Genomic DNA, 15,032 nt, shown 5'->3' on the forward strand with positions numbered 1-15,032 from the left:
CGTTGCGCGTTGCATACCAAGACTGTTTTCATTTAATTGAGCCGCTGCTCGCCAAGGTCGAAAAGCCGAGTCGCTATATCGATCACGAGTGGGGCACGCTTTCCAAGGCCGATGCCGACTACCGTTGCTGCTTGATCTACCCGGATGTGTACGAGGTTGGTCTGCCCAACCAGGGTATCGCCATCCTCTACAACATTCTTAACCAGGCCGAGGGCATCTCCTGCGAGCGCGGCTATGTGCCGTGGCCCGACATGGGTGACGCCATGCGCGAGGCGGGCATTCCGCTGCTGTCGCTCGAAGGTGCTGCCCCCGTCGCTTCGTTTGATATCGTCGGTCTGCATGTGCCGCACGAGATGGCGGTGACGAACTTCCTCGAGGCACTCGATCTCGCTGGCATTCCGCTGTTAGCGGCCGACCGAGGCGAAGACGACCCCATCATCATCGCCGGCGGTCCCTCGGTGTACAACCCTGAGCCGTACGCGGCCTTCTTCGATGCCATCCTCATCGGCGAGGGCGAGGAATCGCTGCTCGAGACCTGCCAGCTGCATCGCCGCCTGCGTGACGAAGGAGTCCCGCGCGCGCAGATTGTTGAGCAGCTTGCATCCATTGCCGGCAACTACGTGCCGTCGCTCTATGAGGTTCGTCACGATGAGCCCTGCTCGCCGCATGGCTACACCGTGCCGCGTGAGGGCAAGGATGCTCCGGTCGTGGTCTACAAGCGCGTCGTCGAGGATTTCGGCGCCACGAATCCGCTGTCGCAGTCGTGTGTACCCTATGCGCAGCTGGTCCACGACCGCCTGTCTATCGAGATCCTGCGTGGCTGCGCTCGCGGCTGTCGTTTTTGCCAGGCCGGCATGACGTATCGCCCGGTGCGCGAGCGCTCGGCCGACCAGATCGTCTCGTCGGTGATTCAGGGTCTGGAAAAGACCGGCTATGACGAGGTGTCGCTGACCTCGCTCTCCACGACCGACCACTCCTGCATTCGCGACGTGCTCGGCAGGCTCAACCGTCGCCTGGAGGATACGGGTATTCGCGTGTCTATTCCGTCGCAGCGCCTGGATTCGTTTGGCGTGGATATGGCCGAGTCGGTCGCCGGCGAAAAGAAGGGCGGCCTGACGTTCGCGCCCGAGGCCGGCAGTCAGCGCATGCGTGACATCATTAACAAGAACGTGACCGAGGAGGACCTGGACCGTGCGGCCAAGGCGGCCTTCGAGGCCGGCTGGAACCGCATGAAGCTCTACTTTATGATGGGCCTTCCCGGCGAGCGCGACGAGGACATCGTAGCCATTGCCAATCTGGCCGATCACGTGCTGGAGCTCGGTCGTTCCGTGGTGCCCAAGGCTCGTCGCGGCTCGATTTCGGTATCCATCTCGGTTTCGGTCTTTATCCCCAAGGCTGCCACGCCGTTCCAGTGGTGCCCGCAGCTCGACTACGACGACGTCAAGCGTCGCCAGAAGCTGCTTATCACGAGCGTTCGCAACCGTGCCGTCCGCGTGCATTACCACGATGCCGAGACCTCGCTCATCGAGGCCGCGCTGTCCCGCGCCGGTCGTGACATGACGCCCGTCATCATCGATGCTTGGCGCTCGGGCTCTCGCTTTGACGCCTGGGTAGAGCATTTCTCGCTCGATAACTGGAAGGAAGCTGCTGCCAAAAACGGCATCGACCTCAATGAGCTCGTGCACCTGCCCTACGAGTTGGACTGGCGCCTGCCGTGGGAGCACGTGAGTCCCGGCTGCACGCGCGGCTTCCTCGAGCGCGAGTACCGTCGCTCGCTCGAGGGCGTCACGACTCCCGACTGCACCCGCACGTCGTGCACCGGCTGCGGGATCTGCCCCACGCTCCACGCCAAGAATGTATTGATGGGTGATCGCGCATGAGTGAGCGCCTGACCGACAACCCCTCGCTCTTTAGGCTTCGTGTTCGCTATGGCAAGCGCGACCGCCTTAAGTACCTGGGCCATCTCGAAGTAATCCATACCATTGAGCGCATCGTGCGCCGTGCGGGACTTCCCTATGCCGTCACGCAGGGCTTCTCTCCGCACATGCGCGTGGGCTTCTCTTCGGCGCTACCGGTTGGTACGTCGTCGACCTGCGAGTGGTATGACCTGTTTATGACCGAGTTCGTGGCGCTCGACGAGGCGTTTGGGCGCCTGGCTGCGGCGTCTCCGGCCGATCTGGCGCCCATCGAGGCGGCGTACATCGACGTGCGCACGCCGGCGTTGACGGCGCAGCTCACGCGCCTGTCGTATCGCATCGACCTGCACTTGGATCCCGAGGCGCCCGTAAGCCCCGACGAGGTGCGTCGTGCGATCGACACGCTGCGCGCGGACCATGGCATCGACTACGCGCGCGGCAAAAAGAGCAAGCGCTTGGATTTGGATCACACACTCGTGGGCTATGAGCTCACGGCGGGGGAGCGCCCGGACCATCTGGTGCTCATGCTCGACACCCATGCCGACAACGAGGGCTCCATGCGTCCGGAAATTTTGCTTTCCGCTGCTGATGTTTTGTTGCAGGGCTTGACCCCGGGCGTCGATGCACCTATTGTTTCCACCGGTATGCAAGACCTCGTGACCATCTGCTCCTACGATGTCGAGCGTCAGAATCAAGCATGCGAGGACGACGAGGGCCGACTCGTCAGCCCCATACCTGTGCGAACTTGTGGATTTGCTCCACATACTCGTTGACGGGGGTATTATCGCCTGCTACTATATTCGGCTGTTGCACTAACTGATGCATGAAGGGCAAGTAAACATGTACGCAATCGTTAACACGGGCGGCAAGCAGTACAAGGTCGCCACCGACGATGTCATCACCGTCGAGAAGATCGAGGGCAATGAGGGCGACAAGGTCACCCTGCCGGTCATCTTCCTCAACGATGGTAAGAAGATCGTCACCGATCCCGACAAGCTGGCCAAGGCCAAGGTTACCGCTCAGATCGTTGAGCAGTTCAAGGGCGAGAAGCAGCTGGTCTTCAAGTTCCACAAGCGTAAGCGCTATCGTCGTCTGAAGGGTCACCGTCAGCAGCTCACCAAGCTGAAGATCGTGAAGGTCCAGGCTACGTCCCGCGCCAAGAAGGCTGTCAAGGCAGAGGCCGAGGCTGTTGCCGAGGCTCCCGTCGCCGAGTAGATTACACTCGTAACGAAAGAGTAGGTATACACAATGGCACACAAAAAAGGACTCGGTTCCTCCCGTAATGGCCGTGACTCCCGCGGTCAGCGCCTTGGCACGAAGCGCTATGCCGGCCAGACGGTAACCACGGGCACGATTCTCGTCCGTCAGCACGGCACTCACATCCACCCGGGTGAGAACGTTGGCCGTGGCAAGGACGACACGCTGTTCGCGCTGGTCGACGGTACCGTTGAGTTCCACAAGGGTATCAAGCACAGGGTCAGCGTACGCCCGCTCGCGAACGCGTAATTCACCCTTCATAGAGCACATATGTGGGAGGCACTTGAGTTTTAGGATTCAAGGGTCTCCCTCTTTTTGTAGGAGGCGATTCTGTTGTCACAGTTCACCGATATCAGCCGCATTAACGTGTGCGGCGGCGACGGCGGAGCCGGATGCATGTCGTTTAGGCGCGAGGCATTTGTCCCCAAGGGCGGCCCCGATGGCGGCGACGGCGGTCGTGGCGGCAATGTCGTCATCCAGGCCGATGCTCAGCTGTCTTCGCTGATCGATTACCGCTTTAAGCATCACTTCCGCGCCGAGCGCGGCACGCACGGGCAGGGTGCCCGTCGTAACGGTAAGAGCGGCGAGGACCTTATTCTCAAGGTTCCCATGGGTACCGTGGTGCGCGAGCTCGACCCCGAGACGCAGACCCCGATGTTCGAGATTGCCGACTTGGTGCATGATGGCGAGCGCGTCGTTGTGGCGCCCGGCGGTGCCGGCGGTCTGGGCAATACGCACTTTGTGACGTCGGTGCGCCGCGCGCCCGCATTCGCCCAGCTGGGCGAGCCGGCCGAGGAGCACTGGATTGAGCTCGAGATGAAGCTCATGGCTGATGCCGCGCTCGTGGGCTTCCCCTCGGTGGGCAAGTCCTCGCTTATCGCGCGCATGAGTGCCGCCCGACCCAAGATCGCCGACTATCCGTTTACAACGCTCGTGCCCAACCTGGGTATGGTGCGTGCCGGCGAGTACTCCTATGTCGTTGCCGACGTCCCCGGCCTCATCGAGGGCGCGAGCGAGGGCAAGGGCTTGGGCCACCAGTTCCTGCGCCACATCGAGCGTACGGCGCTCATCATGCATGTCGTCGACATGACGGGCGGTTTTGAGGATCGCGACCCGGTTGAGGATTACCGCATCATCAACCGTGAGCTCGAGCAGTATGGCGCCGAGCTTTCGGAGCGTCCGCAGATCGTCGTCGCCAACAAGTGCGATGCGCCGGGCACGGCCGACAAGATTGCCGACCTTAAGCGCGCCGCGCTCGACGATGGACATATGTTCTTTGCCGTGTCCGCCGTGACGGGCGCCGGCCTCAACACGCTGATGCTTGCCGTGGGCGAGCAGGTGGCTAAGCTGCGCGCCGAGCTGGCGGTCTCCGATGAGCCGGTCGATCTTCGCGACGAGGAGTGGGAGCGCCGTCGCCTGCAGCGCGAGAAGCGTTTCCGCATTGTCCAGGAAGAGCCCGGTGCCTTCCGCGTGGTCGGTCGCGCCATCGAGCGCATGGTTATCCAGACCGACTGGGAAAACGAGGAAGCCGTCATCTACCTGCAGCACAAGTTTGCGCGCATGGGTGTTGACGACGCGCTCGAGAAGGCCGGCTGCCGTGCGGGCGACGAGGTCCGCATTTGCCAGCGCGCCTTTGACTTTGAGGGCGCCGAGGACTTCTCGGAGTACGAGGAGCTCGAGGACGCTGGCGAGGACGTTGCCGTTGAGGCCCTTGACGTGACCGATGCTCCGGATGAGGGCGTCGAGGTTGTCGATGCGGCGGATGCCGCGGACGATGCCGAGACCTCGGAGGGCGAGTAAGCCATGTCGCTGCGCGGTGGAATCGGTTTGCCCGAGCTGCCCATAAAAGAGGGCAAAGAGTTTCGGCTTGGCATTATGGGCGGCACCTTCGACCCGATTCATTACGGGCACCTGGTGACTGCCGAGCAGGCGCGCGAGTCGCTCGACTTGGACGCTGTGCTCTTTATGCCGGCGGGCTCTCCCGCCTTTAAGCTTGACAAGCCGGTGACGCCTGCCGAGGACCGTTATGCCATGACGGTCCTCGCCACCGCCGCGAACCCGGCCTTTTTGGCGAGCCGGTTCGAGATTGACCGTCCGGGCATAACCTATACGGCCGATACGCTTCATGCCCTTCGCGACTTTTACCCGCCGCAGGTAAAGCTCTACTTTATTACGGGCGCCGACGCGATTATCGATATTGTGACCTGGCATGATGCCGAGCGAATCGCTGAGCTTGCTACCTTTATTGCGGCGACGCGACCGGGTTATGATATCGATACGGCGCGTGCCCGAATCAAAGAGTCGGGGCTGCCGTTCGATGTGCGCTATATTCAGATTCCGGCGCTGGCGATCAGCTCGACGAACATTCGTAAGCGAGTTGCCCGCGGCATGAGCGTGCGCTATCTTACGAGCGAGTCTGTGCTCGGCTACATTCGCAAGCGCAGGCTATATGCCGATTTGGGACAAGAAGATTTTGAGTGATGGGGGCTACGTTGTCGGTAGAGGATCAGTTTGAGGGCGATGAGCGCGCGCTGCTCAAGCGCATTCAAGAGCTGCTCGATGTTCGCATGAAAGATAAGCGCAAGCGCTATGTGCATTCGCTGGGTGTTGCCGAGACCGCACTTCATCTGGCCGAGGTCTACGGCGTTGACCGCTTTGATGCGGCTGCCGCCGGCTTAATTCACGATTGGGACAAGGTTCTTTCCGATGACGAGCTCGTGGCCCGCGCGCTTCACTATGGCATCAAGGTTGCCGGCTCTCCTTCCGCCGCGACGCCGCTTTTGCATGGCCCTGTTGCCGCCTATGAGCTTCCGCAGCTTTTCCCCGAGCTGTCGCCGGCTGTTTTCCAGGCTGTCGACCGTCACACCGTGGGTGCCTGCGACATGACGCCGCTCGATATGGTGGTCTTTGTGGCCGATGCCATCGAACCCAACCGCCATGGTGATTATGCCCACGCGCTGCGCAAGATGGTGGGGGAGTCGACGCTTGACGAGTTGTTCTTCTCCTGTTTTGCGCAGGGTCTGGTCTATGTGATCCAGTCCGGGCGCTATCTTTATCCCACGGCTATTACGATTTACAACCATTACGCCCAGCTGCGCTAGCTCGGGCTATCTAGAAAGAGGTATTCCATGGCCGACGAGACCATGACCGACGAGCAGATTCTTGAAGGTGTGGAGCACAAGAGTTTCGTTGCCACGTCCGACCGCACTGCCGCCTCGCTGTCCGCGAGCAGTGTCGCCGCCGAGGATGTCGCCCGCGCCGCCGCGCAGGCCGCCTACGACAAGAAAGGCGAGGACGTTCAAGTGCTCGACCTGACTGAGCTTTCCGATGTGTGCGACTACTTTGTCATCGCTACCGGCACCAACAACCGTCAGGTTGATTCGATCGTTGACGAGATCGAGGAGAAGGTCGCCGAGGCTTGCGGCGAGCATCCGTTCTCCATCGAGGGCCGCGAGCAGAAGATCTGGATGCTCATGGACTACGGCTCGGTCGTCGTTCACGTCTTCACTCCCGAAGCCCGCGACTTCTACCGTCTAGAAAAGCTCTGGGGTGACGCCCCCCAGCTCCCCCTCGACCTCCACTAGTGGCTCATTTGATACGGGGCTTTTAGTTAGCCTCGCGCATTTTGCCGGGCAGTTGCGGTTTTCCGTACCTGCCCGGCTTTTTTTGCTCAAAGGCGGTTAATCGCTGAAGCGGGATTGGCGGCCGAAAGATAGGGCGGTGTCGCCGAACTTGTCTCGGACGGCGTCGATAGCAACCGAGAGGTCGCGTCGGTCGCTGGATTGGGCTCCGCGGTCGTCGACTTCGCAGAACAGGTCGGTCTGGATGCCGCCCTGATGGTCAAAGTCGCTCATCCCGATACCCGCCAGACGCACATGCATGCCTTCCTGCCAGATGTTGTCGAGCAGTTCGAGCGCAACCGCCACGAAGATGTTCTCATCGTCGGTCGGATGAGGCAGCCGGCGCTGTGCCGTACGCCCGCTGCCATACGAATACTTAAGCTTGAGCGTTACCGTGCCGCCCGTCAGTCCCTGACGGCGCAGGCGGCGTCCAACCGACTCACCCAGCAGCGCAATCGCCGCTTCGATGTCCCCGCGCTCAGTCAAATCTTTCGCAAAGGTGCGTTCATTGCTGACCGACTTGATCTTGCGCTCTTCATCGAGACTCGTGACTTCGGAGATTTCAAGTCCCAGCGCACGCTGACGCATACGTTCGCCGTTGACGCCAAAAATAGAGGCCAAGGTGGATTCCGGCGCGCGTGACAGCTCGCCGAGCGTGTAGATGCGCATACGGCGCAGTCGCTCCTCGGCCGAGCGCCCGATGCCGCTCATGGCAGATACCGGCAGCGCGGCCAAAAAGCGCTGCTCGGTTCCGGGGCGCACGATGGTCAGCCCAAACGGCTTATCCCGCTCGCTTGCGATCTTTGCGACCGTCTTGTTGCAGCCCACGCCAATGGAGCACGTCACTCCCAGCGCTGCCACACGGTCGCTTATACGCCGTGCAACCAGCAGTGGGTCCTCGGGCGCAAAGCGACCCGGTGTGATATCGATAAAGGCTTCGTCGATGGATACGCGCTCAACGCGCGGCGTCTCCTCGGCAAGAATAGCCATGACCTGCGCGCTCACCTCGCGGTAGCGATCAAAGTGCCCGTGCGTCCAAATGGCTTGCGGGCACAAGCGCCGCGCCTCGGCCGAGGCCATGGCAGAGCGCACGCCAAAGCGACGTGCCTCATACGAACACGTGGACACGACGCCACGCGAATCGGCGTCTCCGCCCACGATGAGCGGCTTTCCGCGCCATTCGGGATGATCGAGCATCTCCACGCTCGCAAAAAACGCATCGAGGTCCATGAGGCCCACCGCCGGACCCGTCCAGGGAGGTGGCGTGACGCCCATGGCATCCTTATAACCGTATGTATGTTCGCGTCTTTCCATGTCATGAGTATACCGCGCAGCTCATGTGGGGTGCGTGTATGTGCTTGCAAATCCCGAATTCTTGTCTAAGATATGGATTTGCCCTCGACTACACCGAAGAAGTTGGTCTCACGGACTTCACCTGCCCGCGTCGATGGCGTATTATATTCAACTGTTTGTTTGTAGTTGCAGCCTAAAGCTGCTTGGTTGGAGGAGTTTCCTTTGGCAGTCAAGATTCGCCTTGCTCGTCACGGCGCTAAGAAGCGTCCGTACTACCGTGTCGTCGTCGCCGATTCCCGCGCCCCGCGTGACGGTCGTATCATCGAGGAGGTTGGCCGCTACAACCCGATGACCGCCCCCAAGACCATCAACCTCGACCTCGAGAAGATCGCCGACTGGCAGTCCAAGGGCGCTCAGCTCACCGACGCCGTCGCCGCTCTGGTCAAGGCCGCCAACGAGGGCGAGAAGACCGAGACCGTCGTCAAGAAGTCCAAGAAGCAGCTCGCCAAAGAGGCCGAGGCAGCTAAGGCTGCCGCTGAGGCCGCTGAGGGTGCCGAGGAGTAAATCGTGCCTGAGGTTGACGCTGCACAGCTCGAGGGTGAGGCAATGCTCTCAGATCGCATCGCCGATCTCGTCGAATATCTCGTTGTTCAGATCGTCGACGACCCGGATTCCGTGAGCCTTGAGGTCATTGATGGTGATGACGCCTCTACGATTGAGGTTTCTGTCGCCGAGGATGACGTTGCTAAGGTCATCGGCCGTCGTGGCCGTACCATCAAGGCCATTCGCACGCTCGCCCGTGCACTGGCCGCTCGCCTCGACACTGCTGTCGAGGTAGAGGTTCTGGGCTAGGACCTTGAGGTCCCAGTACAAAAACATCGCCCGTGTGGTCAAGCCGCACGGAAGGAAGGGGGAGGTCCTCGCGCAGCCGGTGCGGGGGCTTCCTTCTGTATTAGAGCCGGGTATGCGCGTCGCCCTGACGCCGCCGGCGCTCAAGCGCGACCGCTTTTGCACGGTCGTGTCCGTCACCGATACGGGCGATGGCGATCTGGTCTTGTTTGAGGGCATTGACGACTTGACGGCCGCCGAGGGCATCACGGGATGCTATGTGTTGGCAAATCGTGACGATTTTGAGCTCGATTCACTCGACGCCGCCTATACCGACCTGATGGGTCGCGAGGTGGTCGACGAGCGCTTCGGTTCGCTCGGCACGATCGTCGAGATCGTGTCGACGCCCGCTAACGATGTTTGGGTTGTCGAGGGTGATCGGTACGGCGAGGTACTGATTCCCGTGATCGAGCAGGTTGTGCTCGATCTTCCCGACACAGGAACAATTTCCGTCCACGTTATGGACGGCCTGATCGATATGGACAAGTAGGGAGGACAACATGCTGATTGAGACCCTTTCGGTCTTTCCCGAGATGTTTGAGCCCGTCATGTCCACATCGATTTTGGGCCGCGCCCGCAAGGCCGGCCTTTTTGATTTTAAGGCGTATAACCTGCGCGACTGGACGCACGACCGCCATCGCACCGTCGATGACGAGCCGTATGGCGGCGGGCAGGGCATGCTCATGAAGGTCGAGCCTATCGCCGAGGCCATCGAGGCCATTAGCGCAGAGGGTCCCAAGCCCACTGTGGTGTTCTTTACCCCCTGTGGCGAGCCTTTTACGCAGCATGTGGCCGAGCGCCTGCTCAAAAGCGAGCGCCTGCTGTTTGTGTGCAGTCGCTACGAGGGCGTCGACGAGCGCGCATACGCGTATGCCGATGAGCGCCTGTCGATCGGCGATTACGTGCTCACGGGCGGCGAGCTTCCCGCTATGGTCGTTGCCGACGCCGTCGTGCGTCTGATTCCCGGCGCCCTTGGTGACGAGATGAGCAACGTCGATGAGTCATTCTCGACCGCCGAGGACGGTGGCCTGCTCGAGTACGCGCAGTACACCCGTCCCGCCGAGTTCAATGGCGAGGGTGTGCCTCCGGTGCTCGTGAGCGGCGATCATGCCAAGGTTGATGCCTGGCGCCGCAAGAATGCCATCGAGCGAACCTGCCGCTGGCGTCCCGACCTGATCGAGACGGCGCGCCTTACGCCCGAGGAGCGCGCATTCGCGCAAGAGATTCTGGACGCGTCGTATTCACAGAGCGAGGAGTGAGAATGGTTCCATCGCAGCATTCCGTGCTAAAGGGTGCCTTTGAGTGGATCGTGGTCGTCGCGATTGCACTGGTCGCCACCTTTTTGGTTCGCTCATTTGTGGTTGAACCCTTTGTGGTGCCTACCGGCTCCATGGAGTCCACGATCGAGATTGGCGATCAGATCCTGGCGCAAAAGGTGAGCCTCGAGCTCGGTCAGCCCGTTAAACAGGGCGATATTGTGGTATTCCACAACCCCGATGGCACCTCCGAGCACGATGTTCTCGTCAAGCGAGTTATTGCCGCGGCCGGCCAGACGGTCGACCTTCAGGACGGCAAGGTCGTCGTCGACGGCCAGGCGCTCGATGAGGACTATACGACCGGCATGAGCTGGCCGCTTTCGGTCCAGGCCCCTGGCGCTCAGGTGAGCTATCCCTACACCGTTCCCGACGGGTGCGTGTGGGTGATGGGCGACAACCGCGAGAACTCTGCTGACTCCCGCTATTTTGGCCCGGTCGACCGCTCCGACTTGATCGCCGTGGCGCTTGTGCGCTACTGGCCGCTCAACCGTATCGGCGCTATCGACTAAAAACCGCTATAGTACAGTACCTAACCGTGTAATCGTTTCGACGAGGGGATATTAGAGGCATGAACGCTTCATCGCTTTCCTTCCAAGACATCATCCTGCGCCTCCAGCAGTACTGGGGCGAGCAGGGCTGCGTCATTATGCAGCCCTATGACTCCGAGGTCGGTGCCGGTACCTTCCATACCGCGACCACGCTGCGCTCGCTCGGTCCCGCCGAGTGGCGCACCTGCTATGCGCAGCCCTGCCGCCGTCCCGCCGACGGCCGCTACGGCGAGAACCCCAACCGCATGCAGCACTACTATCAGTTCCAGGTGCTCATCAAGCCCTCGCCGGTCAACGCCCAGGAGCTCTACCTGGGGTCTCTTGCCGCTATCGGTCTGGACCCCAACGACCATGACGTCCGTTTTGTCGAGGACGACTGGGAGAGCCCGACCCTGGGCGCCTGGGGCCTTGGCTGGGAGGTCTGGCTCAACGGCATGGAGGTCACGCAGTTTACGTACTTCCAGCAGGTGGGCGGCATCGAGGTCGATCCCGTGCCCGTCGAGATCACCTATGGCCTGGAGCGTATCGCCATGTACGCCCAGGGTGTCAACTCCGTCTACGACCTGGTGTGGAGCTATCTGCCCGACGGCACGCCCATGACCTATGGTGACGTGTTCCTCGAGAACGAGCGCGAGTTCAGTGCCTATAACTTTGAGGTCGCCAACGTCGAGATGATGCGTCAGAAGTTTGACGACTACGAGGCCGAGTGCCACTCCTGCCTGGAGCGCAAACTGCCGCTGCCGGCGTACGACTGCGTCATGAAGTGCAGCCATGCCTTCAACCTGCTCGATGCCCGTGGCGCCCTGTCCGCAGTCGAGCGTGCCAACTACATCCTGCGCGTCCGCGCCGTCGCCAAGGCGTGCTGCGAGGCCTATATGGCCGAGGTCGCCGGAGTCAACGAGAATGCCGATCAGGAAGGCGAGGTGGCGTAAGCCATGGCAGACGCTAAGGATTTCCTGTTTGAGATCGGTACGGAGGAGATGCCCTCCGCGCCGCTGAACAATGCCGTCAAGCAGCTCGGCACCATGATCGTCAAGGGTTTGGACGATGCCGGCCTGGCCCACGGCGAGGTCCGTGTGATCTCGAGCCCGCGTCGCCTGGCTGTGCTCGTTGCCGACGTCGCCACCGCGACCGATGAGGTTCACGAGGTCAAGCGTGGCCCCGCGGCCAACATTGCCTTCGACGCTGACGGTAACGCCACCAAGGCCGCCCAGGGCTTCGCTCGCAAGTGCGGTGTGGCTGCCGAGGATCTGGTCCGTCGCGAGGACACCGACGGCCGTGAGTACGTCTTTGCTGAGAAGAACATTCCCTCCGCACCGGCTACGCCGATTCTGACCGCTCTGTGCGAGAAGACCATCACCGGCCTGCAATGGCCCAACTACCGCTCCCAGCGCTGGGGTCACGAGCACGCGACGTTCGTGCGTCCGGTCCGCTGGATTTGCTGCCTTCTGGGCGAGGATGTTGTGCCCGTGTCGTTTGCCGACGTGACGAGCGGCAACACCACGCGCGGTCATCGCGTACTTGGCCCTGGTGACCATGTGGTTGCCAGCCCCGCCGTCTACGAGCAGGTGCTCGAGGATGCCGGCGTGCTTTCTGCCGAGCGTCGTCGTGAGGCCATCCTCGCCGGTATCGCCGAGGTCGAGGCTGCCCGTCCCGGCTGCCATGTCGATACGCCCAAGAAGGTCTTCGAAGAGGTCATCAACCTCTGCGAGTGGCCGACGGTGCTCGTCGGTACCTTCGACGAGGAGTTCCTCAAGGTCCCGCACGAGATCATCTGCGAGTCCATGCTCACCAACCAGCGCTACTTCCCGATCTATGACGGCGAGGGCAAGCTGACGCGTGAGTTCGTGGTCGTCTCCAACAGCAAGCCCGAGAACGCCGAGCGCGTGATCGACGGCAACGAGCGCGTCGTGCGCGCCCGTCTGGACGACGCTAAGTTCTTCTACGAGGAGGACCTGAAGATCTCCCTCGACGAGTTCCGTGAGCGCCTGGCCAAGGTCGCCTTCCAGGAGAAGCTCGGTAGCGTGCTCGCCAAGTCCGAGCGTATTGAGCAGCTTGCGCTCGCTATTGCCCGCGAGGCCCATCTGGGCGCCCATCTGGCTGCCGATGCCGCTCGCGCCGCGCACCTGTGCAAGGCCGACCTGGTGTCCAACGCCGTCATCGAGTTCACGAGCCAGCAGGGCGTGATGGGCGGTTACTACGCCTGCGCGATGGGGGAGAACGACGAGGTCGCTCATGCCATTCGCGATCACTATCGTCCCCGCTTTGCCGGTGACGAGCTGCCCGAGGGCACCGCTGGCTGCATCGTGGCCTGCGCCGACAAGCTCGATACCATCGCCGGTATCTTTGCCATCGGCGAGCCCCCGACCGGCTCCTCCGACCCCTACGCGCTGCGTCGTGCCGCTATCGGCATCATCAACATCCTGCGCGACCGTCTGCCGATCGATCCCACGTCGCTGATCGACTTCGCCCTTGAGCTCTACAGTGAGCAGGGCATTGAGTTCGACGCCGCCGAGGTCGCCCAGCAGGTTCGCGACTTCTTCCATGGCCGCCTGGTGAGCATGGCCCGCGACGAGAAGATCCCGGCCGATACCGTTGCCGCCGTCTCCGCGGTGCACATCATTGCCCCGTCCGTCTTCTTCGCCCGCTGCGCCGCCCTCGACGAGGCCCGCAAGAACGACGCCGAGACCTTCGATAACCTGGCCACCGCCTATGCCCGCGCCGCGCATATCTCCAAGCCCGAGCTGGGTGCGGAGTACGACCGTAGCCTGATGGGCGATGCCGAGCTTGCTCTCGCCGACGCCTCCGAGGCCGCTCAGACTGCCGTCGACGCCGCCCTTGCTGCCGAGGACTACCCGGCCGCATTTGCCGCCCTCGCCGCCCTGCGCGCGCCCATCGACCGTTTCTTCGATGAGGTCATGGTCATGGACAAGGACGAGCAGCTTCGCGATAATCGCCTTAAGCTGCTCAACCGCTTCGAGGCCGTTTTCTCCGGCATTGCCAACATCGGTGAGCTTGCCCGCAAAAAGTAAGCCAGCCTGCGCATAAGCGCAAAAGGAGCCCCGCATGGATTGCCCGGTCACCGCTCGTCCCACCGTTATCGTTATCTCCGACTCGCTCGGCGATACCGCTTGTGAGGTGGTGCTTGCGGCGTCCGGGCAATTTGATGAAGGGGCTTTTCGCGTTTTGCGCCTGCCCAAGGTGACCTCCGTGGAGCAGGTCAAGTCATTTGTGGGGCCGCGCGTCGATGCCGACCATCGCGATGTCGCCGTGTTCCATACCATTGTCGATCCGGCGCTTCGCGCCCGCGTGCTCGATTACCTGGGTATGCTGCATATCCGTTCGGTCGACCTGATCGGCCCGACGCTTGCCGTGCTGTCGTCGCTCATCGGTGTGCCGCCCAAGTGCGTTGCGGGCGTGATTCACAAGACCGATGACCGCTATTTCCATCGTATCGAGGCCATGGAGTATTTCGTTGAGCACGATGACGGTCGTGGTTGCGACGATCTGTCGGGTGCCGATATCGTGCTGCTGGGTGTGTCGCGTACATCCAAGACGCCGCTGTCGATGTATTTAGCCTATCAGGGCTACAAGGTCGCCAATGTCCCACTGGCGCATGGCATGGAGCCGCCCAAGTCGATTTACGAGGTTGACCCGATGCACCTGTTCGGCCTGATTTCGACCGTCGATGTGATTTCCGAAATTCGCGATAGCCGCTTGGGCGATGACTACGCCCGTGCCGTTGCCGGCTCCTATGCCGAGCCCGAGAGCGTGCGCGGCGAGCTTGAGGAAGCTCGTGCTCTCATGAAGCGCTTAGGCTGCTTTGTTGTGCGTACCGACGGCAAAGCCATCGAGGAAAGCGCTGCCGAGATCATTAGCCACTTGGAGGAAATCCAAGATGCCCGCGCCCGCCGAGCCGCCCGCCGAGCCGCCCGCCGCGTCCAACAGCAGTAGTCCTTTCTGCGATGATTTTTCTGGGACGGGGATAAAAAAATCATTGAGTACCTAATGATTTTTAAATCCCCGTCCCAGAAAAATCATCGGAGTGGCTAAATAGCCTGAATTGATAAAGCGATTTAGCAAAAACATCGCATCCGACCTGCACTTTCCTTGTAGTGGTATCTTCATAAGGTAGCCACCTTTACCTACCGTTTACCGCCGGTTTTAGCACGTTTACCAAACCGCGCACCCTCT

17 protein-coding genes are annotated in these 15,032 nt (G+C 61.5%); 16 read left to right on the plus strand and 1 reads right to left on the minus strand.

Features of this window, described 5'->3' with window-relative positions:
* Positions 1-2 precede the first annotated feature (2 nt).
* From DW171_RS02960 to rsfS, 8 genes are all read left to right on the plus strand, one after another.
* Entirely contained in the window at positions 3-1,880 is a 1,878-nt protein-coding gene (locus DW171_RS02960; protein WP_118270376.1) for a TIGR03960 family B12-binding radical SAM protein, read from the plus strand.
* Entirely contained in the window at positions 1,877-2,689 is an 813-nt protein-coding gene (locus DW171_RS02965) for a TIGR03936 family radical SAM-associated protein (RefSeq protein WP_117840312.1), read from the plus strand. The genes DW171_RS02960 and DW171_RS02965 overlap by 4 nt, the downstream gene beginning before the upstream one ends.
* Before the next feature lie 67 nt (positions 2,690-2,756).
* A complete protein-coding gene (rplU, locus tag DW171_RS02970; protein WP_035138585.1) occupies positions 2,757-3,131 on the plus strand; it encodes a 50S ribosomal protein L21 in 375 nt (124 codons plus the stop codon).
* 33 nt (positions 3,132-3,164) lie between these two features.
* Positions 3,165-3,422, plus strand: a complete 258-nt coding sequence (gene rpmA / locus DW171_RS02975; protein ID WP_006236075.1) for a 50S ribosomal protein L27 — start codon at positions 3,165-3,167, stop codon at positions 3,420-3,422.
* 84 nt (positions 3,423-3,506) lie between these two features.
* Positions 3,507-4,973 carry a GTPase ObgE gene (gene obgE / locus DW171_RS02980; RefSeq protein ID WP_187365006.1) on the plus strand — a complete coding sequence of 489 codons (1,467 nt, stop codon included), beginning with the start codon at positions 3,507-3,509 and terminating at the stop codon, positions 4,971-4,973.
* A gap of 3 nt (positions 4,974-4,976) precedes the next feature.
* A complete protein-coding gene (gene nadD / locus DW171_RS02985; protein WP_118270377.1) occupies positions 4,977-5,654 on the plus strand; it encodes a nicotinate-nucleotide adenylyltransferase in 678 nt (225 codons plus the stop codon).
* Positions 5,655-5,740: 86 nt separating this feature from the next.
* Positions 5,741-6,274 (plus strand): bis(5'-nucleosyl)-tetraphosphatase (symmetrical) YqeK, encoded by a 534-nt coding sequence (yqeK, locus tag DW171_RS02990; RefSeq protein ID WP_192924102.1) that lies wholly within the window; start codon positions 5,741-5,743, stop codon positions 6,272-6,274.
* 27 nt (positions 6,275-6,301) lie between these two features.
* Complete coding sequence (rsfS, locus tag DW171_RS02995) at positions 6,302-6,757, plus strand: ribosome silencing factor (RefSeq protein ID WP_118270378.1); 456 nt, start codon at positions 6,302-6,304, stop codon at positions 6,755-6,757.
* A gap of 96 nt (positions 6,758-6,853) precedes the next feature.
* On the opposite strand, the gene dinB is transcribed toward rsfS, so the two are convergent.
* Positions 6,854-8,107, minus strand: a complete 1,254-nt coding sequence (dinB, locus tag DW171_RS03000) for a DNA polymerase IV (RefSeq protein ID WP_199586817.1) — start codon at positions 8,105-8,107, stop codon at positions 6,854-6,856.
* Between the two features lie 201 nt (positions 8,108-8,308).
* Between dinB and rpsP the strand changes: the two genes are divergently transcribed.
* From rpsP to DW171_RS03040, 8 genes are read left to right on the plus strand one after another with little or no spacing between them, the layout of a single operon-like run.
* Positions 8,309-8,650, plus strand: coding sequence for a 30S ribosomal protein S16 (rpsP, locus tag DW171_RS03005; protein WP_022094749.1), 342 nt, complete (start codon positions 8,309-8,311; stop codon positions 8,648-8,650).
* A 42-nt stretch (positions 8,651-8,692) separates the two neighbouring features.
* Positions 8,693-8,938, plus strand: coding sequence for a KH domain-containing protein (locus DW171_RS03010; protein ID WP_171021534.1), 246 nt, complete (start codon positions 8,693-8,695; stop codon positions 8,936-8,938).
* Between the two features lie 4 nt (positions 8,939-8,942).
* Complete coding sequence (gene rimM, locus DW171_RS03015) at positions 8,943-9,464, plus strand: ribosome maturation factor RimM (protein WP_118270380.1); 522 nt, start codon at positions 8,943-8,945, stop codon at positions 9,462-9,464.
* A gap of 10 nt (positions 9,465-9,474) precedes the next feature.
* Positions 9,475-10,233, plus strand: a complete 759-nt coding sequence (gene trmD / locus DW171_RS03020; protein WP_118270381.1) for a tRNA (guanosine(37)-N1)-methyltransferase TrmD — start codon at positions 9,475-9,477, stop codon at positions 10,231-10,233.
* Between the two features lie 2 nt (positions 10,234-10,235).
* On the plus strand, positions 10,236-10,799 hold the full coding sequence (lepB, locus tag DW171_RS03025) for a signal peptidase I (RefSeq protein ID WP_118270382.1): 564 nt from the start codon (positions 10,236-10,238) through the stop codon (positions 10,797-10,799).
* Positions 10,800-10,858: 59 nt separating this feature from the next.
* Entirely contained in the window at positions 10,859-11,770 is a 912-nt protein-coding gene (locus DW171_RS03030) for a glycine--tRNA ligase subunit alpha (RefSeq protein WP_006236091.1), read from the plus strand.
* A gap of 3 nt (positions 11,771-11,773) precedes the next feature.
* The gene (gene glyS / locus DW171_RS03035; RefSeq protein ID WP_117773537.1) at positions 11,774-13,870 is read left to right on the plus strand and encodes a glycine--tRNA ligase subunit beta; all 2,097 of its coding nucleotides are present in this window, start codon (positions 11,774-11,776) and stop codon (positions 13,868-13,870) included.
* A gap of 34 nt (positions 13,871-13,904) precedes the next feature.
* Entirely contained in the window at positions 13,905-14,792 is an 888-nt protein-coding gene (locus tag DW171_RS03040) for a pyruvate, water dikinase regulatory protein (RefSeq protein ID WP_118270383.1), read from the plus strand.
* Positions 14,793-15,032 lie beyond the last annotated feature (240 nt).

Source organism: Collinsella sp. AM15-2 (assembly GCF_003471985.1).
Taxonomy (GTDB): domain Bacteria; phylum Actinomycetota; class Coriobacteriia; order Coriobacteriales; family Coriobacteriaceae; genus Collinsella.

Coding starts and splice junctions, on each gene's coding strand:
- DW171_RS02965 (WP_117840312.1), top strand. CDS start 1,877: ATGAGTGAGCGCCTGACCGACAACCCCTCGCTCTTTAGGCTTCGTGTT.
- rplU (WP_035138585.1), top strand. CDS start 2,757: ATGTACGCAATCGTTAACACGGGCGGCAAGCAGTACAAGGTCGCCACC.
- rpmA (WP_006236075.1), top strand. CDS start 3,165: ATGGCACACAAAAAAGGACTCGGTTCCTCCCGTAATGGCCGTGACTCC.
- nadD (WP_118270377.1), top strand. CDS start 4,977: ATGTCGCTGCGCGGTGGAATCGGTTTGCCCGAGCTGCCCATAAAAGAG.
- yqeK (WP_192924102.1), top strand. CDS start 5,741: ATGAAAGATAAGCGCAAGCGCTATGTGCATTCGCTGGGTGTTGCCGAG.
- rsfS (WP_118270378.1), top strand. CDS start 6,302: ATGGCCGACGAGACCATGACCGACGAGCAGATTCTTGAAGGTGTGGAG.
- dinB (WP_199586817.1), bottom strand. CDS start 8,107: ATGGAAAGACGCGAACATACATACGGTTATAAGGATGCCATGGGCGTC.
- DW171_RS03010 (WP_171021534.1), top strand. CDS start 8,693: ATGCTCTCAGATCGCATCGCCGATCTCGTCGAATATCTCGTTGTTCAG.
- trmD (WP_118270381.1), top strand. CDS start 9,475: ATGCTGATTGAGACCCTTTCGGTCTTTCCCGAGATGTTTGAGCCCGTC.
- lepB (WP_118270382.1), top strand. CDS start 10,236: ATGGTTCCATCGCAGCATTCCGTGCTAAAGGGTGCCTTTGAGTGGATC.
- DW171_RS03030 (WP_006236091.1), top strand. CDS start 10,859: ATGAACGCTTCATCGCTTTCCTTCCAAGACATCATCCTGCGCCTCCAG.
- glyS (WP_117773537.1), top strand. CDS start 11,774: ATGGCAGACGCTAAGGATTTCCTGTTTGAGATCGGTACGGAGGAGATG.
- DW171_RS03040 (WP_118270383.1), top strand. CDS start 13,905: ATGGATTGCCCGGTCACCGCTCGTCCCACCGTTATCGTTATCTCCGAC.